This is a genomic window from bacterium (assembly GCA_035505375.1).
Taxonomy (GTDB): domain Bacteria; phylum Hydrothermota; class Tepidihabitantia; order Tepidihabitantales; family Tepidihabitantaceae; genus UBA2258.
The window spans coordinates 1-23157 of the sequence record DATJQV010000041.1 but is presented as its reverse complement, the minus strand read 5'-3'; the positions used below and the strand labels follow the sequence as shown (position 1 = coordinate 23157).

The 23157-nt window shown below is 60.0% G+C and carries 24 protein-coding genes; 21 read left to right on the top strand and 3 right to left on the bottom strand.

Annotated features, from left to right (window positions below; genetic code table 11):
* Positions 1–4: 4 nt before the first annotated feature.
* From VMH22_06735 to ribA, 7 genes are all read left to right on the top strand, one after another.
* Positions 5–1375, top strand: a complete 1371-nt coding sequence (locus tag VMH22_06735) for a 3'-5' exonuclease (protein ID HTW91390.1) — start codon at positions 5–7, stop codon at positions 1373–1375.
* A 1-nt stretch (position 1376) separates the two neighbouring features.
* A complete protein-coding gene (locus VMH22_06730; protein HTW91389.1) occupies positions 1377–2072 on the top strand; it encodes a DarT ssDNA thymidine ADP-ribosyltransferase family protein in 696 nt (231 codons plus the stop codon).
* A complete protein-coding gene (locus VMH22_06725; GenBank protein ID HTW91388.1) occupies positions 2015–3916 on the top strand; it encodes an ADP-ribosylglycohydrolase family protein in 1902 nt (633 codons plus the stop codon). Before VMH22_06730 ends, VMH22_06725 begins: the two co-directional genes overlap by 58 nt.
* A 250-nt stretch (positions 3917–4166) precedes the next feature.
* The gene (locus VMH22_06720; GenBank protein HTW91387.1) at positions 4167–4472 is read left to right on the top strand and encodes a cupin domain-containing protein; all 306 of its coding nucleotides are present in this window, start codon (positions 4167–4169) and stop codon (positions 4470–4472) included.
* Between the two features lie 203 nt (positions 4473–4675).
* Complete coding sequence (locus VMH22_06715) at positions 4676–5887, top strand: hypothetical protein (GenBank protein ID HTW91386.1); 1212 nt, start codon at positions 4676–4678, stop codon at positions 5885–5887.
* Positions 5888–6172: 285 nt separating this feature from the next.
* Positions 6173–7024, top strand: coding sequence for a hypothetical protein (locus VMH22_06710; GenBank protein ID HTW91385.1), 852 nt, complete (start codon positions 6173–6175; stop codon positions 7022–7024).
* Positions 7025–7035: 11 nt separating this feature from the next.
* Positions 7036–7620 (top strand): GTP cyclohydrolase II, encoded by a 585-nt coding sequence (ribA, locus tag VMH22_06705; protein HTW91384.1) that lies wholly within the window; start codon positions 7036–7038, stop codon positions 7618–7620.
* 555 nt (positions 7621–8175) lie between these two features.
* Here the strand turns inward: ribA and VMH22_06700 are convergent.
* A complete protein-coding gene (locus VMH22_06700) occupies positions 8176–8937 on the bottom strand; it encodes a class I SAM-dependent methyltransferase (protein HTW91383.1) in 762 nt (253 codons plus the stop codon).
* A 647-nt stretch (positions 8938–9584) separates the two neighbouring features.
* On the opposite strand from VMH22_06700, the gene VMH22_06695 reads away from it, so the two are divergent.
* From VMH22_06695 to VMH22_06675, 5 genes are all read left to right on the top strand, one after another.
* Positions 9585–10655: an AIR synthase family protein gene (locus VMH22_06695; protein HTW91382.1), complete on the top strand. Its 1071-nt coding sequence runs from the start codon at positions 9585–9587 to the stop codon at positions 10653–10655.
* Positions 10652–11215, top strand: a complete 564-nt coding sequence (locus tag VMH22_06690) for a thiamine-phosphate synthase family protein (protein HTW91381.1) — start codon at positions 10652–10654, stop codon at positions 11213–11215. Before VMH22_06695 ends, VMH22_06690 begins: the two co-directional genes overlap by 4 nt.
* Positions 11212–11601 carry a hypothetical protein gene (locus tag VMH22_06685; protein HTW91380.1) on the top strand — a complete coding sequence of 130 codons (390 nt, stop codon included), beginning with the start codon at positions 11212–11214 and terminating at the stop codon, positions 11599–11601. Before VMH22_06690 ends, VMH22_06685 begins: the two co-directional genes overlap by 4 nt.
* Before the next feature lie 155 nt (positions 11602–11756).
* A complete protein-coding gene (locus tag VMH22_06680; GenBank protein HTW91379.1) occupies positions 11757–11960 on the top strand; it encodes a hypothetical protein in 204 nt (67 codons plus the stop codon).
* 35 nt (positions 11961–11995) lie between these two features.
* Positions 11996–13141, top strand: coding sequence for a cupredoxin domain-containing protein (locus tag VMH22_06675; protein ID HTW91378.1), 1146 nt, complete (start codon positions 11996–11998; stop codon positions 13139–13141).
* Positions 13142–13296: 155 nt separating this feature from the next.
* Here the strand turns inward: VMH22_06675 and VMH22_06670 are convergent, their stop codons facing one another.
* The gene (locus VMH22_06670; GenBank protein HTW91377.1) at positions 13297–13689 is read right to left on the bottom strand and encodes a cupin domain-containing protein; all 393 of its coding nucleotides are present in this window, start codon (positions 13687–13689) and stop codon (positions 13297–13299) included.
* Positions 13690–13961: 272 nt separating this feature from the next.
* On the opposite strand from VMH22_06670, the gene VMH22_06665 reads away from it, so the two are divergent.
* From VMH22_06665 to VMH22_06625, 9 genes are all read left to right on the top strand, one after another.
* A complete protein-coding gene (locus VMH22_06665; GenBank protein HTW91376.1) occupies positions 13962–14960 on the top strand; it encodes a hypothetical protein in 999 nt (332 codons plus the stop codon).
* A gap of 53 nt (positions 14961–15013) precedes the next feature.
* Complete coding sequence (locus VMH22_06660; protein ID HTW91375.1) at positions 15014–15262, top strand: hypothetical protein; 249 nt, start codon at positions 15014–15016, stop codon at positions 15260–15262.
* 139 nt (positions 15263–15401) lie between these two features.
* Positions 15402–15983: a nitroreductase family protein gene (locus VMH22_06655; GenBank protein HTW91374.1), complete on the top strand. Its 582-nt coding sequence runs from the start codon at positions 15402–15404 to the stop codon at positions 15981–15983.
* The gene (locus VMH22_06650; GenBank protein ID HTW91373.1) at positions 15980–16273 is read left to right on the top strand and encodes a hypothetical protein; all 294 of its coding nucleotides are present in this window, start codon (positions 15980–15982) and stop codon (positions 16271–16273) included. Before VMH22_06655 ends, VMH22_06650 begins: the two co-directional genes overlap by 4 nt.
* 149 nt (positions 16274–16422) lie before the next feature.
* A complete protein-coding gene (locus tag VMH22_06645) occupies positions 16423–17373 on the top strand; it encodes a hypothetical protein (protein ID HTW91372.1) in 951 nt (316 codons plus the stop codon).
* 210 nt (positions 17374–17583) lie between these two features.
* Positions 17584–18264: a sigma-70 family RNA polymerase sigma factor gene (locus tag VMH22_06640; GenBank protein HTW91371.1), complete on the top strand. Its 681-nt coding sequence runs from the start codon at positions 17584–17586 to the stop codon at positions 18262–18264.
* The gene (locus VMH22_06635; protein HTW91370.1) at positions 18261–18785 is read left to right on the top strand and encodes a zf-HC2 domain-containing protein; all 525 of its coding nucleotides are present in this window, start codon (positions 18261–18263) and stop codon (positions 18783–18785) included. Before VMH22_06640 ends, VMH22_06635 begins: the two co-directional genes overlap by 4 nt.
* 30 nt (positions 18786–18815) lie before the next feature.
* Complete coding sequence (mnmA, locus tag VMH22_06630; protein HTW91369.1) at positions 18816–20141, top strand: tRNA 2-thiouridine(34) synthase MnmA; 1326 nt, start codon at positions 18816–18818, stop codon at positions 20139–20141.
* A gap of 170 nt (positions 20142–20311) precedes the next feature.
* Complete coding sequence (locus VMH22_06625) at positions 20312–21883, top strand: mucoidy inhibitor MuiA family protein (protein ID HTW91368.1); 1572 nt, start codon at positions 20312–20314, stop codon at positions 21881–21883.
* A 689-nt stretch (positions 21884–22572) separates the two neighbouring features.
* Here VMH22_06625 and VMH22_06620 read toward each other — a convergent pair.
* Positions 22573–22905, bottom strand: coding sequence for a hypothetical protein (locus VMH22_06620; GenBank protein ID HTW91367.1), 333 nt, complete (start codon positions 22903–22905; stop codon positions 22573–22575).
* Positions 22906–23157: the final 252 nt, after the last annotated feature.

Below are 23157 nucleotides of genomic sequence, written 5' to 3'. Positions count from 1 at the left end.
GGAGGTGCTCTATCTTCCGGCGACTGGTCACGTTGCTGTGCTAGGGACGGCAGGAAGTGGCAAGACGACGCTGGCAATACTCCGCGCAGTTCACCTTGCTGATGCCCAGACGGCTCACGGCGGAAGTACCCTGCTCGTCACCTTCAACAAGGCTCTTGTGGCATACCTGAAGTACCTGCACGGGGATTCAGTCCCAGGGGTAACGGTGGAGAACTACCACCAGTTCGCCCGGGGCTATCTCTCCTCGCGCGGCAAGCTGAGACCCAGAGCAATCTGTCCAGATGACGAGGCCCGCCTACGGCTGATTACTAACGCCATGTCCGTGGTCCAGCACGCGCAAGGCCGCGTTCCCCCGCTCGAAAGAAAGCCGGAGTTCTTCCTCGACGAGATCAAGTGGATTGAGCAACACGGACTCAAGTCCGACCGTGAGTATCGCAAGGCCGAGCGTGTTGGAAGAGCAGAGTCTCGAGTCGTCAAAGACCAACGAGCACTCATGTATCAAGTCTTCGAAGAGTATCGTAGGTTGCGCAAGAAGAGCGCGTGGGACTTTGACTGGGATGACCTTGCTACGGCCGTGTACGGGGAGCTGGTTGCAGATACTGGACCGCGACTCTACCGCCACATCGTGATCGACGAAGGACAGGACTTCTCACCCGAGATGATACGCTCCCTTGTGCGTGCCGTGCCAAACGACGGATCGGTCACCTTCTTCGGGGACGTTGCTCAGCAGATCTACGGGCACCGAATGACCTGGCGCTCGGCAGAGTTGAACATTAGGACGCCTTGGTACTTCACTCAGAACTATCGCAATACAAGGGAAATAGCCAGGCTGGGTCTGGCAATATGCCGCATGCCGTACTATGCCGGGCTGCCAGACATAGTCGAGCCCGTGGCCCCGCGAGCCGAAGGGCCGCCGCCGGCACTTGTGCGCTGCGAGTCTGCCGATGAGGAGATAAGTTTCGTGGCGCAACTCGCTCGAACTGCATCCACGAGGCAGAGCGTCGCAGTACTGGTCCGCGACCGCAAGGACGAGAGACGCATCGCGGCTAAGCTGCCAAACACGTCCATCAAGTTACACCGCGGGATGCCGCGATGGGTAGATGGACCTAGTGTCCAGCACGGAACGTACCACTCTGCGAAGGGGCTGGAGTTCGACATGGTCATAATGCCATTCTGCAGTTCGACCAGGCTGCCCGATCCTGCCAGCACTGAGGCCCTTGGGGTGGAAGACGCGCAGATACAGGACGGGAGACTGATATACGTCGGTGTGACCAGGGCACGAACAAACCTGGTAATAACGTACACCGGCTCAGCCACTGCATTGCTGCCTATGGACCGCAGCCTATACTTGGAGCAAGAAGCTGGACAGCTGTGATTTGATTAGAGCCGAGGCGCGGCGTCGAGGCATCACGAGGCTATGCCACTTCACACCGTCACGCAATCTGGCGCACATCGCGAATGACGATGTCGGCGTACTGTCCACGAAGAGGCTTAGAGAGGAAGAGAGGGCGTTGTTCAACCCAACCGATTTGAAGAGGCTAGACCGGCACGAGAACTACGTCTGCTGCTCGATACAATACCCAAACGCATGGTACCTTGACAAGGCCAAGGCCGATGAGCCGCTCTTCAAAGACTGGGTCGTGCTGCTTATTACGCCAGAACTGCTTTGGGAAAAGGAGACACTGTTCTGTCAGAGGAATGCTGCAGCCGGCCTCGGAGCGGGTGTTCAGGGCGGCTGCGAGGCGTTCAAGTCGATGTTCGCAGAATGCACGCGCGGAGCATACGGCAAGACATTCCGCCGATCCGCCAAGCAACTTCAGTCCTGCCCGACGGACCAACAGGCCGAAGTAATGATCATGGATGCCGTACCTCACGGAGCTATCATCGGAGTTGCTGTCGTCGATGAGACCCAAGCGCGGAATGAGGTGTCGAGATTACGGATCGCCAAGGTTAAGAGACAGTCGTTCAAGTTTGTCGTCGCCCCTACCTTGTTCGACAAGCACGAACTGGACAAATGCATCAAGAGCGGTACGCTTCCTCCAGAGCACCCATGGAAACTCGGCAGAAAATGATCGGCTCCGGAAAGCATCACAACGCCGGGTCAGAAGCGCCGGACAAGGCGGTGGGCGCCTTTCTGGGGGCAGCCGTCGGAGACGCACTGGGTTGGCCGTGTGAACGTCCAGATCGCACTCTGTCCGCAGACCGCGCACATGCCGGACTGGAGTTCTATCGTTGGCGTAGACGAGTCGGTACTCGATTCATGCGTTTTGAGGAGACCGTCGAACCAGGTGAATACAGCGATGATACGCAGCTACTGATCTGTACGGCCAGAAGCCTGCTTCGGGGCGCAGACTGGTTAGTATGCTTCACGCGTCGCGAACTCCCGATGTGGAGTATCTACGAACGCGGCGGGGGCGCGAGCCTCAAGCGAGCTGTTGCCGGGTGGACGTCTGGGAGACCCCCTTGGCTGGCCAAGACCGAGCAGTCCAAGAGTGACTACTTCAATGCGGGCGGAAATGGAGTGGCGATGCGGATCATGCCGCATGTACTCCGCCGGGCCTCGGACGAGAGTTACTTGAATACTGCGTCGGAGATAGTGGCCAACGGCGTGTGCACGCACGGCCATCCGCGAGCTCTAGTTGGAGCGCTAGCATACGGGTATGCAGTCCGTCAGGCCATCAGAACTCGTGGCACGCTCGCTTACGGCGCGCTTCTCCAGGATCTAATGGATAGCAGCTCGGCCTGGGCGCAAGAACCGGAGCACACCGACCACATCGCCGAGTGGCTTCGAGCCGCGCACGTCACGACAAGGGGCGAATACACGCGCATGTGGCACATGGCGGTCGACGAGCTATTTCACATGATCCGCCTTGGCTCCGAGGCGATGCGCAAGGGCCCACTGCCTATCGAGGAAGGATACCTGCGCGAGATCGGCTGCTTCGACCGCAGGATAAACGGCGCGGGCACAGTATCGGCTGCGGCAGCCGTGTTCCTCGCTTCACGTGCGGCGGCCCACCCTATTCACGGCCTGACCCAAGCGGCCTTCGCAAGCGGCACGGACACGGACACAATCGCTTCAATGACTGGCGCCCTACTAGGAGCCATACATGGAGTGGAGTGGATCAGCGATCTGGCAACTCATGTCCAAGATTCGGACTACATAGTCAAACTGGCACGGATGACAGCGGGAGGACCTGACGCGCCACGCCCAACGCCATGCAGTAAAGACGTCGGGACTGCCGCCATCACTGCATTCTTGCGTACGCTTGCTCGCACCGAGCCCGATTCCAGCATTAGCATGCCGGACGGCGGTAGGGCCCTCGTGCTCAAGAGGGAAAGCACGCCCAACAAGTCGGGTTCGTTGGCATCGGCCGTCTGGAAGCTGAGGACGGAGGACGACCAGACTATCTACGTCAGGCGGTTCTTTCGGGTCCCCGCGACTGGGTCCATGCATTCTGCGGTTCCGGACGAAGCGGCTCCAAGGACCGTCCTGCAGTCAGGCGACATAAGCATCGGGGCTAGGCTGCGTGTACAAGATCTATCCAGCACTGCGCGCTTCTACGAACATCTGCTAGAGCTACCAGCCAGGCGGTTATCAGACAGGCACGTAGTGATCGGCGACGTTTTGCTGCTTGAGGAGGAGACGAACTGGAGTCCACGGATGCAGCGCGAGCTATTTCACTCGGGAATGGTCATGAATCTGACGTTCCGTGTTCCTGAGGTGGAGCAGTATGTGATGAGGGCCACAAGAGCCGGAGCCCGCATCGATTCGGAGTCAGTGCTTGAGTCAGGCACCCGCTATTACGTTTGCCGGGACCCCGACGGCAACGTGTTTGAATTGTGGGAGGCCGAACCAACTAGCAGGGTCGCCGAACATCCCACTCGCCCACGTCGGCAGAACGCGAGCAGCAGTTGAGAGACCGTGCCCAATGGCAAGGACGCGCGGAGTTACGGAGGCTCCCCAACGCCGATGAACCTGGGATTCGTCAAAGCGCCGATGGAGGCTCGAAACATGGGGAGTGTCCCTTTCTTGCCGAACATGAGAGTAGGGGTATGATTGACGTGTGCGTGCGCCGTGGCGTACACTGGCGACTGACCGCAGGAACGCGGCGCTTGCCGTCTGCATATGGTTTGTATCTAACAAGGCCCGTCAGAAAGGAGTCAAGATGGAACCGATCAAGACTGAATGGGGAGAGGTAGTCAACCTTGGACAGACTAAAGAGTTTAGCTGCTCGCTCCTGCGCGTGATGCCAGGTCAGAAGATCCCCAAGCACTATCACAAGAGAATGAGAGAGATCGAGGTCGTCGTAGGCGGTGAGGCCTTGGTCAATGGCGTGAAGAGGTCAAAGGACAGCTGCATTGTGTGGGAGACGGGGCAGCCACACGAGTATGTCAATACTGCGAGTCAGACGTTAGAGGTCATATGCCTGGTCTGGCCGCCGTACGATCCGGCTGACGAGATTCCAGTCTAGAAGCCAAGCTCTCGGCTTGGCTCAATAGAGAGATGCCGAACGTGTCCGTGCCGGCCACGGTCAAGTACCCCTTTGCGGCTCGGGAGAGGATCGCTCGCAGGTGTCGAGATCTGCAGCTCAAATCGGGAGGATGGCCCACTAATCTGCCGCAAGACAATGAGAGCTGCATCTGGACTACAGCAGATGTGCTGCTATCACTTACCTTGGCACGAGCCCCGATCGCCGACTCGGCCGGCGCCGTTCAGTACATTCTGACGCATGAGCGATATGAGGATTGCTGGACGGATGGGAACCTCTTTCCCAAGCCTCGCATCAGCATCGGCAACACGGCCCTTGCCGCGCACGCACTCGTGCTTGCCGGCAACGTGAGTGATGCCGAGGCACCATTGACAAGACTCCAGCAGGTCAGGAATCCTGACGGTGGGTGGGGCGTCATGCCGGGAGACATGGTGAGCAGAGTAAGGACCTCATTCTATGCGCTCATGGCTCTGCTAGACTGCCTGCGGAGCACCCACGCACCATCAGTTGTGGACCGATCTCTACTCCAAGCCAGCTTAGACTGGCTCTGTACTTGTCGGACGGGCACGAATGGGTTTGGTCGCAACGTTGGCGACCCGTCTGATGACGTGTCCTGTACTGCCATGGCACTGACGGCGCTCGTTTCCGCCGTGGCCGCTGGATTCCACGTCAGGGCCGGAATCATCAGTGATGGGTTCGAGAAGCTGAGACACTGCGGCAGAGACGGAACGTGGATGCCGACCCAGGAGACATTCGTTGGGCACATAGACGGTTACGGCCCGTTCATAGTGCCTATCCGTAGCAGTGGGAGTCCCAGGGTGTTCATAGCGTACGCGCTAGCAGTGATGAATGGCATGGTCAACATTATTGACGCACCCTTCGCTCAACTGCTAGCGGAGCTAGATAGCCGCTGCTATGACGGGCTCTACCATCTTCCCCTTGGGCCTGAGGACGTACGCGTGTGGGAAGCACCGTACTGGCTTGTTGGTCTGAGGTACTTCGAAGATGTTGTGCTGAAGGAACTGGAGCAGGGCGTGCTGCTTTCCTCCGCCGGATGGGACAACGAGTACAGCGGGACGTTCAAGCAACTGCAGCAAGTCTCGAAGGACAAGGCGCGGCTGGAGGCCAAATACCAGCGTGCCATGCGCACTACACGCTTGTCCATCATCTTGGCCGCCGTCATGGTCATTGCTGTGGTTGCGTTGTATGCTGTCCGTTATTGGGCTGCACTCGTGAAGTGGTTCTCGGTGCTGCCGGAGTTGGACAAAGTCCTAATAGGCGCAGTGTTGGCGCTTGTGTTAGAAGAACTGTACAAGGGGTATCTGCGAAAAGGAATCACCAAGTTAGTACGTGGCAAGAAGCAAGGACCTCACGACACGGGTCACGGGCGGGCGTGAATTATGGCTCTGGGACAACCTGAGTGCGGACGAAGTGACCGAGAACTACGCAATATGCTGCATGACGTAGTCCAGGCGAATTCAGTGCTCCATTCGAGGGCGCCGTTCAGGAGCGAGAGACCATTCCCGACGACGCTCGTTGTACCAACCTACTTGGAAGGACGATTCCGAGAGTGCTTCAGTTTCATACCGTGGACCAGTGGCTGCAGTTGGTATCACAAGAGCGGCTGTTTCTTCTGTGGATTCTGCTCTGCGAAGAAGCATCGGGGTGGCGTCTCAACCGCTATGCTGAAGGAGCAGGTCGACGCGGCGTTCAGTGGTGGTCAGATCGGAAGGTACGAAGTAGTCGCCTTCTACCCCTGCTCACTATGGGACTTGGCAGAAGTGCCTCGGGAGGTCAGGTTGTACGTTTATGACCGCATTCGTGCCCTCGACGCTGCCAAGTACATTATCCTCGAATCAAGACCCGAGTTCATTACTGAAGAAGGGCTGTCCGAGTTGCGCGCATGCCTGCCAAAGCAGGAGCTTGTGGTTTTCCAGGGCCTTGAGACTGCGAATGATGGCGTTCGCGGATTCTGTGCGAACAAGGGCTACACCTTTGCGGAATTCTCCGCGAAGGTCCAGATGTTGCATGACTTCAGGATCATGGCGGGAGCGCAGTTGATGTTGAAGCTCCCCTTCCTAACCGAGGCCGAAGGAGTGGCAGACGCAGTGAATTCGATCCGGACGTGCTCCAAGCTGGGGATAGACGCCATGGTACTACAGGGCACGGTCGTGTGTGAGCACACTGTGACGAAGCTACTGCACCTCAAGGGGCGTTTCCGGCCGCCTTGGCTCTGGAGCATTGTGGAAGTACTGAAGCGCGTTGAGGAAGTGCACCGCAACAAGGTCGTCGTGGAGGGTTTCACACTCGACTCGCTCAACATCGAGTACGCTCACAACTGCGAGAAATGTTCTCCGCGTGTGATGGCCGACTTAGCGCTATTCAACCGGACTAGGGACCTTGGTTTGTTCGACCTCACACGATGCTCGTGCATGGACGACTGGCGGAGAGCCATTGATGGTCCGTCAATGCCTTTGATGTCTAGATTACGCGATGACTACGCGTCCGTTGTGTCTATGCTAGCCGAGTCCTGACGAGATCTGACATGAGAATCGCGGCCGTTGCCGACCTACCCTCTCGCTACGGTCGGTTCCAAGTCATCGCTTTCGTGGACAGCCACGGGGAATCGGCGCATGCTGCATTCGTGCACGGAGAGGTGAGCGGGTCGGAAGACGTGTTGGTCCGACTTCACTCCGAGTGCCTGACGGGTGACGTCGCTGGCTCGCTGCGTTGCGACTGCAGGGATCAACTGGAAAGCTCTCTCAAACAGGTCGGGCAGTCCGAGCGTGGAGTCGTGCTCTACTTGCGTCAGGAGGGAAGGGGGATAGGGTTTGCAAACAAGATACGCGCCTATGCTCTTCAGGACAAAGGGATGGACACCGTGCTGGCGAATGAGGCCCTGGGATTTCGGGACGACGAACGAGAGTATGAGACTGCCTCCCTAATGCTGAATGTGCTTGGCGTGAGGTCGATTCGGCTACTGACGAACAATCCGCGCAAGATGGAGGGTCTGGCTAAGTATGGCGTTAAGATTGCCGAGCGTGTCCCTCTCATTGTCCGACGCACCGAGCACAGCGAGTTCTATCTCGACACGAAGGGCCGAAAGTCCGGGCACATCCTCGACGGATAATTCAGGGGACGCAACAAGAGATTCTTGGCGCAACGTCATTCCAGATCGTAGACGACAGCGCGAGCTGCCAGCGGCAGCCGCAGTCAGCAGAGAGCAGTTAGGGAGTTAGGCGCGGCCAAGGGCCGCGAGTGTCCGGTTACCAGTTGCCATTGTCCAGTGCGGGCCTCCGCTTTTGGTTCCCCGGTCTCGCGCAGCTTCTATGAGGGCTGGGACTCGAATCGGCCGAATGTCGCCAACTTCATCAACATCGGGGTCGGTACGGACGCCCGGAAGTGGTGCCTGCGGCACTGCTTCGCATCATCCTGCAGTTGGTCGGCCGGGGCGTGAGGATTGAGCCGCTTGAGGGCAGATGCCAGCGGCTGAAGTTCCTCAACAACGCCGGGCCAACGTCCAGACGTTCTGCTACAACCGCGACGCGGCACAGTCGGACGAACTGCATCGCCGGTTCTGGGTCGTCTCACTGCGGAGGTGCTGCAGCAGGTCGGCGCGTAGCGCCCATCGGTATCCTACTGCGGACACGGCGGTAGCGGGTGTGGTCGCAGCCGCTGACCAGTCTCAGCGGCGGCGGGAGATGAAGAGGAGGGTGGCGGCGGAGTCGCGGGCGCGGAGGGTCATGAGCACGAGTTCCCAAAGGACACTTGCGAGGTAGAGCGGGACGAAGAAGCCGAAGTAGTGGGATTGGTAGTAGCTGACGACTTCTTGCTCGACCTCAAAGCCGTGTTCTTCGAGTAGCCGGCGGAAGGCCGAGGAGTAGCAGTGGTCGTACCAGGTGTGGAAGCGTTGAGTGCCTGCCGTTTCCGGATGGAGGCCGTGGACGAGCCGCTGTTTGAGCCGGTCGGGCAGGAGGCGGCTGGCGACGGCGAATGGGGCGTTGCGGCCCGGAAAGAGATTTATGAACCAGCCGCCGGGTTTGAGCACGCGAAGGGCCTCGTCCATGAAGTGAGCCGTATCGGGCAGGTGTTCGAGTACGTGTTTGGAGGTGACGATAGCCACTTCTCCGTCCGCGAAGGGGAGATGTGAGGCGATGTCGGCCACGCGCCATTCGTCGGCTTCGATGTTGCGGCGCAGGTCCTCGTCGGTCACGTCAACCGCGATGATGCGAAGCCCGGCCGGCTTGTACTCCGCGTATGGGCAGAGTCGGCCGCCGCCGGCGTCCACGATGATTGACCCGGCGGGCAGGGCCTTCATCTTCTCGCCGACCGTGCGCTCGTAGAGGAGGGAGATGTCGAGCCGGCGCTGGGGCAGGCGACGTTCGATTGCGGCGCAGATGCGGCGATTCAGGCGGACGAAGGCACGGAGCACGGAGTATTCTAACACAAAGACACAAAGACACGAAGAGAAGATGACCGCCAAGGAGGCAAAGCGTCGGGGCCGGATAGTCCAGAATTCAGAGTCCAGAGACCAGAGTGCAGAATTGCGGACTCGGAGCGGAAGTGAGAACCACGGATTAACACGGATGAACACAGATACCGAGGAACCGAGTCGGTCATCTTACCACAAAGACACAAAGACACGAAGTAGAAGTGAGAACCGCCAAGGACGCCAAGCGTCGGGGCCGGATAATCCAGAATTCAGAATCCAGAGACCAGAATGCAGAATTGCGGAATCGGAGCGGAAGTGAGAACCACGGATTAACACGGATGAACACTGATACCGAGGAACCGAGTCGGTCATCTTACCACAAAGACACAAAGACACGAAGCAGAAGTGAGAACCGCCAAGGACGCAAAGCGTCGGGGCCGGATAATCCAGAATTCAGAGTCCAGAGACCAGAGTGCAGAATTGCGGACACGGAGCGGAATCGAGAACCACGGATTAACACGGATGAACACAGATGTGGGAGAGCGGATTGGACTTGGTTCCTGGCTGGAATTCTGGATTCTTGTCTCTGAATTCTGACTTCTGAATTGTCTGGGTCGGCTGTCATGGTTTGACGGTGGCCGTTTCAGGCGTAGAATTAGCAGGTGAAAGAGAAACTGCCGGAGATCGGCAAGATCTCCCAGCAGGTCTTTGAAGAGCTGATTTACCCGCGGCTGGGCGCGAAGAGCCGGAATGTGCTCGTCGGCCCGATGCACGGCGTGGACACCGGCATCATCCGCGTCGGGAACCGCGCGCTGGCGCTTACGACCGACCCGGTCTTCATCGTCCCGGAATACGGCTGGGAGCGCGCCGCCTGGTTCGCCATCCACATTCTTCTGTCGGACGTCGTCACCAGCGGGCTCGCGCCGCGGTATCTGGCGATCGACTTCAACCTGCCGATGGACATCACCGAGAGCCAGCTAGAAGTCGTCTGGAAGACGATTCACAGCGAGTGCAGGCGATATGGGGTGACGATTGTTACCGGCCACACCGCGCGGTACGGGAACTGCGGGTACCCGATGGTCGGCGGCGCGACCGTCGTGGCCGAGGGCGGGCTCGGGGATTACGTCGCACCCAGCTTCGTCCGACCCGGCGACGCCATCATCGTCACCAAGGGTCCGGCCATCGAGGCATCAGGGATCTTCGCGGCGATGTTCCCGGAGCGACTCAAGGAGAAGTTCGGGACCGCATTTGCGCAGAAGGCGGAGAAGCTCTTCTGGAAGATGTCGGTGGTCGAGGACGCGCTTGTCGCGAAGAGCGTGGGCGTGCGTGCGAAGGGCGTGACCGCGATGCACGACGCGACCGAGTGCGGGCTCTGGGGCGGGCTGTACGAGATGGCCCAGGCCGGCAGATTCGGCGTGCGGGTTGTCAAAGAGGCGATTCCGGTGATGCCATGCGTGAAGGAGATCTGCGACCTCTACGGCATCGACCCTTACAAGTCTATCAGTGAGGGTACGCTCATCGTGATGTGTCGGCCGAACAAGGCCGAAGCCGTGTTGACCGCGCTGCGGCGGAGACAGATTCCATGCGCGGCAGTGGGTGAAGTTACCCGCCGGGGCATGATTCTGGTTGAGGACGGCAAAGAGAAGAAGCTCGTTCACCCGGTGGTGGACCCATTCTGGCCGGCGTACTTCAGCGCCATCAAGGCGCAAGTCCCAAGGACAAGAGCCAAATGACAAATGAGGAAGGGAAGCTCGCCGAGGCCGTGGCGATGCTGGAGGGCTGTCGGGAGTTCAGCGCGCTGGTGCCGGAGGTGCGGGTGAACATCGTGTACGCGCCGGAGGGCGCGACCGACGCAAGCAGCGTCCTCGGGGTCGACGGACGGATTACCGTCGTCGCCGGCATGCCGAAGGCGGCGGGGCCGATTCGCGCCGGAGTGTCCGACCACATGGCACGGCTGGTGGTCGCGACCGGCCGTCACGACCCGACCATTCGGGCCGGGCTCAATTTCCGCTGGAACGAGATGATATCGAGTTACGTGCAGGGGTACTGCGCTGCCAACGGGGTAGCATTCGGCAGTATCGATCGGACGGTCGAACCCAGGGAGCTGATCGGCAAGGACAAGGGTTCGATCCCATGGAAGGTCAACCATCTGGTCAAGACCTGCGGCAAGGTGCCGCCGGTCTTTTATGAGTCACGCGGCTGGGGCAAGGAGCCGCTTTTCTTCCTCGTAGGCCCGGACCCGACCGGAGTCGCAAGCAGAGCAATCGAAATCGCGAAGGGGCTGGCATCATGAGCAAAGTGGGACCGCGAAAACTGGCCGCAGTCTGTTATGACCATATCGGCGGCGCACTTGGCGAGAGCCTGTACGACGCCTTGGTGCGCAAGGCGTGGCTGAGTGCCGACAGCGGCGCGCTGCGAGTGACCCCAAAGGGGCGAAGGGAACTGGGCGCGCTCGGAGTTCCCGTCGAGGAACTCGACGTGAGCGGGCGCAAGCCGGTCAACGCCTGCGTTGAGCGTCACGCCGGGATGTTCTATGCGCACATCGGTTCTCAACTGGGCTCGCTTATCGCCGCGGCGCTGGTCGAGCAGGGCTGGCTGGAAAGGTCGGGCCGCGAGTTCCATATCACGCCGGTGGGGCGGCGCGGGCTGCGCAAGCTCGGAGTCAAGCTCACGACCTAGCACGGCCGCCCGATTCTCCGTAGAGATACAGTAGTCTTCCAGTAGAACGGCTGGGCCGCGGCTGAGATCGCGCTCGCCGCCTCGTGCTTCTCAACAACAGCCAGCCGGGCATGAAACTTGCAGTCCTGGTGTCAATGAAGTTGAAGGAGAAGTCCATGAACAACACAGGACACGGGTCGGTCGTGAGCCCGGAACTAGTCGTGATGGCCGCGGGCGTCGTCACTGCCAGTGACGACCTCGCCCCGGAGACAATCGGTGACCTCATGCTTACCCGGTTGTCGCACGCTCAATCGGGATTCAGCGACCCGGTTCGGAGCTACATTTCGGCTTGCCAGGGGACAACCGAAGCCGGACGTTGAACGGATTGACTGGAGGAGGGGCGATGGACAACAAGATGCGTATGTTCGCGGCAAGCCCGGTTCTTTTCGCGGGAGCTCTATGCGCACTATTCGCTACGGCCGTGTATGCGGTTGAGCCTGCCGGCGACTTCACGTTCGTGCAACTCTCGGACATCCATTGGGGTTTCAGCGGTCCGACCGTGAACCCCGATGCGCGCGGCACGCTGGCGAAGACCATCGCCCTCGTGAACAGCCTGAATCCCCAGCCGGACTTCATCGTTTGCACCGGCGACCTTACCCACACTACGAATGACCCGGCCGAACGCAGGCGACGGATGACTGAGCTGCGGGAGCAATTGAAGGCCCTGAAGGTGAAGGACATTCGATTCCTCCCGGGCGAGCACGACGCAGCGCTGGACACCGGGGCAGCGTATAAGGAGATCTTCGGCCCGACACACTACACGTTCGACCACAAGGGCATTCACTTCATCGTCCTGGACAACTGTTCAGACCCGCTGGGTCAGCTCGGCGATGCCCAGTTGCGCTGGCTGGCAGATGACCTGAAGAAGCAGGACACGGCCACGGCTCGTCTGGTGGTCTTTACCCACCGACCGCTCTTCGACCTGTACCCGGACTGGGACTGGTTGACACGCGATGCTTCCAAAGCGACCGACTTGCTGGCCCCCTACAAGAACGTGGCGGTTTTCTACGGCCACATCCATCAAGAGAACGTCCACGTGGACGGCAACATAACGCAATACGCCGCCCCGGGTTTGATGTACCCGCTGCCGGCGCCGGGCTCGCAGCCGAAGAAGGCCCCGATGCCGTGGGATTCGATGCAGCCATATCGCGGTCTCGGGTTCAGGGCAGTCAAAGTGCAGAGCGCGCCGTCGGGCTACGTCATGACCCAGTACGCGGCGGACCAGATGACTCCGGTGGTGAACATCACCGCGAAGAAGTTCGCCTTCGAGCCGAATCAGATAACGCTCCGGTCCGGTACGCCGGCCATCATCGAGCTTACGTCGCTCGACCGCCAGCATGGGTTCAGCTGTCCGGGGCTGGGGATTCGCGTTGATGTGAACCCGGGCGTCATCACCCGGGTGCTTGTGAGCCCGGCCAAGCCGGGCTCGTATCCCTTCCACTGCGATGTCTTCTGTGGTGAAGGGCACGGTGACATGATGGGGACTATCATCGTCAAGTAATCTGATTGCGCCGGTGTAACATCTCAGGATACGCGGGAGGGTTTGCTACGCCGGATGGTACGGCCCGACTGTGCGAGGGGTGAGCGGCGGAGATTGAGAACGGGCCGCGCCGAGGGGCGCGGCCTTCTCGTAGGTAGCCGGTCCGTCAGCTGACGCTAGAGGCGCGCCGGTCTGCGCCGAGGCTTCGCCCGGTTGCCCTCCGGTTCTATATCTCGCGTTTCCACCATCAGCATGACGGTTTTCTTAGGAGCCCGCGGCCGATGCGGGACCTTCATTGGGATTACTACGCCCTGGCCGGGGCCGAGCTCGATTGTTCGGGCCTTGAGGTCGATCAGGAGCCGGCCTTCGAGCACGAAGAAGAACTCGTCTTCGCGGTCGTGCTTGTGCCAGTGGAACCGGCCTTGGACGATGCCCAGCCTGACTACGCTGTCGTTCACCCGCACCAGGGTCTGGTTGAACCATTTCTTCCTGCACGTTGCGACAATCGCCGGCACATCTACAATCTCAAGATGGCCGTGCTTGATGCCGGTATCGATGCTGTACTTCATGGCCTGCGGCTTACAGCTAACGGCTTACGGCTCACAGCTTTCAATGAGAGCGCCTAATACATGACATTTCAGCCTCCTCACCCCCAACCCTCTCCTCAACGAGGAGAGGGAGCGGAAAGTTCCCTCTCCCTTGAACGGGAGAGGGTAAGGGTGAGGGTGAAGTGACAGGTAATTCATGCCCGGAGTAATAAGTGTCAGCTCGCATTTCCCGATTGTCAAGAACTGTCGGCCACGCTTGACCGTTCTGTCCGGACGCGGGATAATCAACGCGAGTGAACCAGAGTCAAGCGAGATTCCGCACGATATCCGTGTGCTTGGTCGGACTGACGGTGGTTATCGCGTGCCTTGCCGGCTGCAAGAAACCTTACCCATTCCTCGCTGACCGCTACGTGAAGATCCCCTCCGACGCCGTGAAGGGCACGCCCGCGAACGACCCGTATCCGCCTTACACGGTTTCGGCCGAATGGGAGTCGCCGGTGCCGATGCCGGGCCCGGTGAACACTGCAGGCGCCGAGGACTCGCCATTCATTACGCCCGACGGTAAGGAGTTCTACTTCTTCTTTACTCCCGACGTTCGGGTACCAGTCGAGAAGCAGCTACTCGACAGCGTGACCGGTATCTGGTCGTGCCGGCTGGAAGGCGGGAACTGGACCGAGCCGGAGCGAGTTATCCTGAATGACGACGTCGCGATGGACGGGTGTGAAGATGTCTTCGGCGACACCATGTGGTTCGCGTCGGCGCGCACCGGCAACTACGGTGAGCTGGACTGGTACGTTGCAACCCGCCGCAACGGCGTGTGGGAGAACTGGCGAAACGCCGGCCGGCAGGTGAACGAGACGCTCAAGTTCGGGGAATTACATCTGAGTTCGGACCATCAGACGATGTACTTCGGCAAGGCAGGCCAGTACGGCGGGCTCGACCTCTTCAAGTCGGAGCGAACCGCATCCGGCTGGGGCGCGCCCGAGAACCTCGGCCCAAACGTGAACGGCCCGAAGGATGAGAGCCAGCCCTTTCTTTCCTCGGACATGAATGAGCTTTTCTTCACCGGCTGGAATGATACGATAATGGGGCCGTGTGTGTACCGCTGCAAGCTGGACAGCAGCGGGAACTGGGGTAGGGCCGAGCTGATTGCGGCCCGGTTTGCCGGCGAGCCGACCCTGGATGACTCGGGCAACCTGTACTTCACGCACCACTACTACACCGGCGGCGATAGCAGTAGAATGTTGGAGGCAGACATCTACCTCTGCCGCAAGAAGCTGCGGCAGAGGTAATGACGAAGTACGAATGTCGAATGACGAATGACGGAGAAGAAAGGAAGCAGCAGATGAACTGCAGAACAATAATGGCCGTGACTATCAGCAAGCGAACAGCGGAGGCGGTCAAGGTGCAGGAGGTGCTGACCAAGCACGGCTGCATCGTCAACCTGCGGGTCGGGCTGCACGAGGCGGGCGACGTCTGCGCGGACGCCGGGCTTGTGCTTCTCAACCTCTGCGGCACCGACAAGGAAGTCGCGGCCCTCAAGACCGAACTGAACAAGATAAGGGGCGTGAAGGCCAAGACGATGAAGGTGTAAGACACAAAGAGGAAGGGATGAAAACAGGAAGGGCTGAATCGCCAAAAGTCGGAGTTCGGATTTCATCCCTTCCGCTTTCTTCTCGGTGTCCTTGTGTCCTGGTGGTTGAATTCGGGTTCTGGCATCAGAAGGAGGCGGCATGAATGTGATTGACGCAATCAACACCCGGCGTGCGTATCGGTCACTCGCGCCAGTCGAGATAGCCGAGGAACTGATACGTGACCTCGCACGGTGCGCACAGCTTGCGCCAACCTGCAATAACAACCAGCCGGCGCGGTTCGTCTTCGTCTGCGATCCGCAGATGCTCGAGAAGATGAAGCCGGTCTTCAGCCGGGGCAACGTCTGGTGCCATGCTGACTCGATGGTGGTTGCGGTTCTGGCCGAAAAGGACGCGGACTGCGTCATCAAGGACCGTCTCTACTACCTGTTCGACACCGGGATGCAGACCGCCTTCCTTATACTGCGGGCGACTGAACTCGGCTTGGTGGCGCACCCGATCGCGGGCTACAATCCAGATGCCGTGCGTGATGCGCTTGGGATACCGCCGCAGTTCGAGGTCGTGACGCTCGTGAACGTGGGAAAGCACGCGGACGCCATCAGCCCGGTGCTCTCGCCGAAGCAGGTTGAGCAGGAACACACGCGTCCTGAGCGGCTGCCGCTCGAACAAGTCGCGTTCTTTAACCATTACACGGCCCCGGTTCCAAGGGAGGACCCCACATGATTCAACTGCGGAAGCTGCACCTGCTCATCGGGTTCATACTGGTGCCATTCCTGTTCATCCAGGCAGTCACCGGGTTTATGCAGGTGCTTGGGATGTTCCCGTCGCTGGTTGTCCGTCTCCACTCATGGGTTATTGTCTTCCGTTCCTTTGGCCTTCTCGTAGCAACGGGTCTAGCGTTCCTGGCAGTCACCGGCTGCATCCTGTACCTGTCGCAGCGCAGCCAGCAGGCGAAGAGGAAGGCTAAGGCGAAGGCTGCCGCGGCCGCTTCCAAACCGCTACCTTCCGCGTGAGTTTGACCCGTCGCGGCTGGTGCGTAGACTGGTGGCGTCCACGGTGTCGGCAGTGAACCAGACCACTGGAGAGCTGTCGGCAGCAAGGTCAACCGTGGAACTGGTGGAGCAGAATTCTGAAGGTGAGTATCAGAACAGAGGAGAATCGGATGAGAGCTTTGACGGGAGTGATGCTGGCTGCGGTCGCGGTGATGGCGTTCGCTAAGGGCGGGACCACGCCGGCCGCGGGTTTGCCGGAGATGACGAACCTTGAGCACGGTACGATGTCCTTCTGGCACGATGTGAAGTTCACGCCGGACACGACCGACCCGACCGGCAAGCGCGGCACCTGGTCCGGCTGGTTCCACCAGGATGTCGTGGATGCGTCCAAGCTGAAGGACGGCATTATCCGCGGCAAGATTGACGGTCAATGGATGGACCTGAAGGTGGAAAGCCTGCCTGATGACTTCTGCAAGTGGAACTTCGGGAAGCGGCAGGAGCAGCTCGTTACGATCAAGAAGATGATGGCCGCGCCCGAGGGCTCGATGGGCGCAATGATGCAGCCGGAGATCTCCGGGCCGCACAATGCCATGGTTGCAAGCCACGGGATGAAGCGGAAGGACTCGGACTTCGACATCAACAACGCAGTCAAAGGCACGGGCTGGCTGCCCAAGCCGGAGAAGCTGCCGGAGATGATCTCGCTCCTGAAGCAGACCTGGAACGACTCAATGGACAAGAAGCTGGTCCTGCTCGAGAGCCTCTATACAAAGGCGACGGACGTCTTCGACCGCACCAAGCAGGCGTCGCTGGAGCTCTATGCTCAGCCGAACTTCGAGACCCACACTTTCCTTAATCAGATGACTGACCCGGGCGTGTCGGTCGTGTACCTCGACCTGCCGAAGTCGTACGAACTGCGCTGCGTCGCCCAGATGCTCGACCCCGACGACCCGGGCCTGTCTGCCTACGAGAAGCAGGTCGTCGAGTACATCAACCTTATTCACGACTACTTCCACGGTCAGTCGCCGCGCCGGTCCATCGGCGTCATCTACCATGTGGTACAGGTCTTTGACAACTCGCCGGGCCGGATGCGCGGCCAGAGGGTCGTGCCGCAGCTGCCGTAGCCGATGTGGCGGGGCAGCCCGGAGTTGAACCACAAAGACACCAAGGCGGAGCGAAGGAAGAAGGCCCGAGTGATTAGTCATCAGTTCTCCTGTTCCGGCGCGTCCCATCTCATTCTTTCCTCTTTGTGGCTTTGTGGTAAGCTCCCTCCGTGGTTTTCCGCGCAGGCGGGCCGGGTTGACATCTTCCGGCCCGTAACTATCCTAAACTGAATGCCAGGCAACACTCTTCCCCAGGAAGCGCATGAGGCTCTGCCCGTACCCGACGACGTACTGGTGCGGCGGATTCAGGCCGGAAACACCGAAGAGTTCGATGAGCTGGTGCGCCGCTACGAGCGGAAGGTCTACAACATCACCTACCGCCTGATGGGTAACGAGCAGGACGCGAGCGAGGCGCTGCAGGACGCCTTCCTGCGCGCGTACCGGTTCATCGGCAGGTTCCAGTTCAAGTCGTCCTTTTTCACCTGGCTGTACCGGATTGCGACCAACGTCAGTCTGAGCAAGCTGCGCAAGCGGGAGAAGATAGATACGGTGTCCATTGACCAGCCGGTCAATGAGGCCGGAGACCTGCCGTTCGAGATACCGGACCTGAAGTACGGCCCGGAGAAATTGATGAAGCAGCGCGAACTCCGTGACGCGATTCAGAAGTCGGTCGAGGAATTACCCGAAGACTACCGCTCGGTCGTGGTCCTTCGTGACCTCGAAGGGTTGAGCAACGAGGAAGTGAGCAACGTCCTGCACCTGTCGGTGGCGGCGGTGAAGTCGCGCCTGCACCGCGGCAGGCTGGTGCTGAGAGAGAAGCTGGCAGGCTACCACGATGAAGTCGCAACGGCAGCTCGCCCGGCTGGTGTTGAGAAGGTAGCTGAAGAACCGTCTGTAAAGGAGCGCGCATGAGGAAACGCAAGAAGACAACTAACGAGCGCCGCGAGTGCACCAAAGGCCACGAACTGATTGCCGAGTACGTACTCGGAAGGATGGACACCGAACCAACCAGCGATGAGTTGCGGCTGCACGTCAAATCATGCACGAACTGCAAGCGATTGCTCCTTAGGCTTGAGCCTCTCGTGCCGCGAAGCCTTGAGCCTCAAGTGCGCTTCCGGGTCAGACCCGACCGCGAGATGCCGGTGGCGGTCGGCGAGGAATTCGCGTTGTCTCCTTTGCGAGAGCAAGGCACGGAATGCCGAGAGTGCACCGAAGTCCACGCACTGATTGCCGAGTACGTCAGCGGCGAACCGAACGAAGGGTTTCCCCTGGAGCTTCTTCTACACCTTCTGTCATGTCCAAACTGCGATTGGCTTATGCCGGTACTAGTACAAGTCGTTCGTACCGGCACGTTACCAACATCCCGAGAGATGCCGATGGAGGTCCGCCGGGATCTCTGGATCAAGATCCGGGGCGAGCTCCGCTCCGACTAGGCCGGGTACGCGCCCTGACCCCGGCCTGCCTTGAGCAACCACTCCTCGACAACCGTTGGTGCGTCGCATCAGTCCGGGCCGACGCGCGTCCTCGTGGCGATGAGCGGCGGCGTCGACTCCTCGGTCGCAGCAGCCCTGCTCAAACAGCAAGGCTATGACGTGGTTGGCGTCACGATGCGGCTCTACGACGAAACTCCAAACTCCAAACTCCAAACTCCGAACCTCGGCGCTCGGCGTTCGGCGCTCGGCGTTCTGAACGATGGTGGGCGAGGATGCTGTGGGTTTTCGGGGTCGCGGGATGCAGCCCGCGTGGCTGCGAAGCTCGGGTTTCCGCATTACACGTGGGACTTCCGGGCGGATTTCGAGTCGTCGGTCATAGAGGACTTCTGCGCCGAATATGGCCGCGGAAGAACTCCGAATCCCTGTCTCAGGTGCAACGAAGAATTGAAGTTCACGCAGCTATTAGATCGCGCTCCACAACTCGGCGCTGAGTTCATCGCTACCGGGCACTACGCCCGCATAGCGGCGCGGGACATGACCGGAAAACGGGGACTGTACCGCGCGTCCTCGCGCTCCGCGGGACTGTCCCCGCTTTCCGGGGAGCCTGGGGCAAATGGGGGACAGTCCCTGGAAGTCGCGCAGGGCCCCGGGAAGGGACGGTCCCCATTTGCCTGGCAACTACTGAGAGGTGTGGACGTCAACAAGGATCAGTCCTATTTCCTCTACGCCATGAATCAGGCACAACTGGGCCGCGTGCTGATGCCGGTCGGCGACCATACCAAGGCGCAGGTCAGGGACATCGCGCGCAAGCTCGACCTGCCCGTGGCTGAGAAGCCCGAAAGCCAGGACATCTGCTTTGTCCCGGACAACGACTACGAGGCCTTTCTGAGGCAGCGCAGGCCCGGGCTGTTCCGCTCCGGGCCGGTGCTGGACGTGTCGGGTAATGTGCTCGGGCAGCATGAGGGAATCGCCGGCTTCACCAAGGGGCAGCGGAAGGGCCTGGGCTTGGCCTTCGGTGAGCGGCGGTACGTCGTCCGGCTCGACCCGGAGAAGAATGCAGTCGTGCTCGGGACCGAAGCCGAAGTCCGGGAGCGCGTGGTCGAGGCCGGGGACGCCCGCTGGGTGTCCGGCTTTGCTCCGACCGAGCCATTCCGCGCAGAGGCGAGGGTGCGCTACCAGGGCAAGGGCGGCGAGGCCCTGGTCGAGCCGGCCGGCAACGGTCGTGTTCGAGTGACCTTCGATGAGCCGCAGTGGGCGCCCACGCCCGGCCAGGCGGTCGTGTTCTGGCAGGGCGATACAACTCTGGGCGGCGCCACCATCGGGTCGGAATGTGGCGTGCGGCGTGATGGTAGATGATTCATGCATGCAAGTACAAAGGACGAAGTACAAAGGACAAAACAAGTATCAAGGACAAAGTGGAAGGCATTGAGTCCTGATTTTGTCCTTTCCCATTTGTCGTTGATTAGTCCTTTGTCCTTATCACTTTGTCCTTCAGTTGGGTGATGCTGAGAACTTAAGGAGGTCATGTGTCGATAATTCTGCTGCTAGTGCAGGCCATGACGGTGAACTCGCGGGTGGATTCGGTCGTCGTCTACCCTCATCAGGTTCTGGTCGTGCGGAACGCGAGCGTCACCTTATCCGGGCCGGACGAGTTGGTCTTTCCCAGGCTGCCGGGGGCGCTCGACGACAACAGCGTGCGCATCAACGCGCCGGGAATCCGTGTCGGCGAGGTGCAGGTACGGCGCGGGTACATGGCCGAGCCTACACCCGAGGTGAGTCGCCTGCAGGTGCGCGCGGAGAGCCTGGAGGACCAGTTGAAGGGGCTGAACGACGAGGATTCGGTCCTCAAGGCAAAGGAAGGATTCCTCAACTCCGTCAAGCTCGGCGCACCCGAGATCATCTCCAAGGACCTGCAGCAGGGCAAGATCGCGCCCGAGTCCTGGCGCGGGGCGCTGCAGTTTGTCGGCGACGAGCTGCTGAAGGTGAAGGCCCGTCAGGTGAAGCTCGGCCGCGAGAAGGGGGAGATGCAGAAGAAGGTCGACGCGGCGCGGCAGGAGTACAACGACGCGAAGGCCGCGATAGAGAATCGGAAGGAAGTCAGCTTCAACTTCTCGGCCGATGCCGGCACCTACGACCTGCGGCTTTCCTACGTGATTGCCAACGCGGCTGACTGGAGCCCGTACTACGAGCTGCGCGCGAATCCCGGCGAAAGCAAGGTGGGCCTGTCCTACTTCGCGAAGCTGGGGCAGCGGACCGGCGAGGACTGGAACGATGTGCGCGTCGTCCTCTCGACGACCACACCGGTGCTCGGCGTTACTGCGCCTGAGCCCTACCCCTGGTATCTGTCTTTGCAGGAACCGGAACATGCCGTCTTCAAGAGCCGTGCTATCATGCCCGCGCCGGGGGCGGCCATGGACGTGGCCAAAGCCGGAGGCGTGATGGCAGAAGAGCAGGAGGTAGCACAGCCGGTTGAGACCGGCATCTCGCTGCAGTATGTCATTCCCGGCCGGGTGAGCCTGAAGTCGGGCGAGCAGGCCAAGAAACTGGGGCTCAAGCAATTGTCTCTGCCCGCCGAGTTTGAGTACTACTCCCTGCCGCGCGCGACCCAGCAGGCCTTCCTCACCGGCAAGATGGCCAACACGAGCGACTTCGTGTTCCTTGCCGGCAGCGGCAACACCTACGTCGGCGACGAATACACCGGCTCGACCTCGCTGCCGAACGTCGCTTCCCAGGAGTCCACGCTTGTCAGCTTCGGCATCGACGAGCGGGTCAAGGTGAAGCGCGAGCTGGTCAGAAGCTTCAAGTCAACCGGCGGGTTGTTCTCCAAGACTGAGAAGCAGAGCTACGCCTATCGGACCACGGTCGAGAACCATACGTCTAAGCCGGTCGCCATCAAGGTCGTCGAACAGGTGCCGGTGTCGCAACAGGGCGAGATCAAGGTGACGGTCACCAAGGTTGAGCCGAAGTTCCTCGAAGAAGACAAAGACAAGGGAACCTACAGCTGGAAGCCGACAATCGACACCGACGGCAAGTTCATCATCAACTACGAGTTCACGGTTGAGTACCCGACCGGCAAACGGGTACAGGGGCTCTTCTAGACGGGGGCATGCCGCCAAACGGGGACTGTCCCTGAGCTTGAATGGGGACAGTCCCCGTCAAGCGACTCCCAGGGACTGTCCCTATTCGGCCCGGACTGACGCGCCGGAGAAGGCCAACTGCAGCAGACTCCTCATTGCGTTCCTTCTCGTGTCTCAAGAAGTATCCGGAGAAGTACGCCGGGAAGTACCGGCAGAAGTATCCTCAGTTGCGTAGTCGCTTGCATAGGCACATGTGTCTTCAGCCGTGTAGCAACCTGTGTCTCGACTTGTGCAAGAAGTTGCTCGCGGAGTTGAATAGCGAGAAGTTCGAGAAGTTGTTCCACAAGAAGTACAAGAAGTTGTTCGTGTTGTTGTTCGGCAAGTTGTTCGTCTTGAAGTACCTGTAGTTGTAAGGTTAGTTGTACCTCGTGCTGTATCGGCAGATGCAACCGGGGGAGCGGTCCCTGGGCCGCCCACTGGGCGGCAGAATTGTGGCCTGAGATCGTCTACACCACTACATATAGATGACAGTCAGGCCTTTGGAGTACGGCAGCAGAGTTGCCGCTTTTCCCGAACGGCACGCGGCTCTCTGCGAAAATGGGGACTGTACCGCGCGTCCGCGCGCTCCTTGGGACTGTCCCCATTTTCGATCTTGCATCGCGTCAAGACGCCTTCTGGGGCATTGGGATCGTGTCCAATTCCGGGTTGAGTCAAAGCGCTCGCATCAGGACTCCGCGGTTCGATGCCGTTATGAACTCGGCAGTGGCATAGACACTGACGGCGTGACTTGCTGTCGCGGTCGCCTCACGACTGAACGCGCAGGTCAGGTTGGAACTCGCTGCGAGGCTCATCGCGCGACTGACTGCCGGGCCGAGGCTGGCGTTGACGTCCCCACTCAGAGTGGCGCTGAATTCGCCATTCTCTGCGCCGTTGGCCGCCGCGCTCAGCCCCGAACTCGTCGCGCTACTGACAGCCGCCCTAAGTCCTTGATTGACGGCCACATTGAGAACCGCGTTGTATGCGGCTCTGAATGCCGAAGTCACTCCCGGATTGACCCCCCTGTTGGCTGTTTCCGTGCCGGGTCTGGAGACTCACCCACGGCTTTTCGGGATAACAGCAGATGGAGCAACTCAGGAAGCAATTCTCCGAGCAATCTAGTGTAGTGCGTCACACGCTTCTTTGCATTTGGCTATCTTGCGCATGATGCTTTCGACGGTGGCGATCCAGACGAATATGTGCGGGTTCTGGTTGCTGGTGGCGATGTAGTCCGCGATCGCCTTCTTCAGAACAGGTAC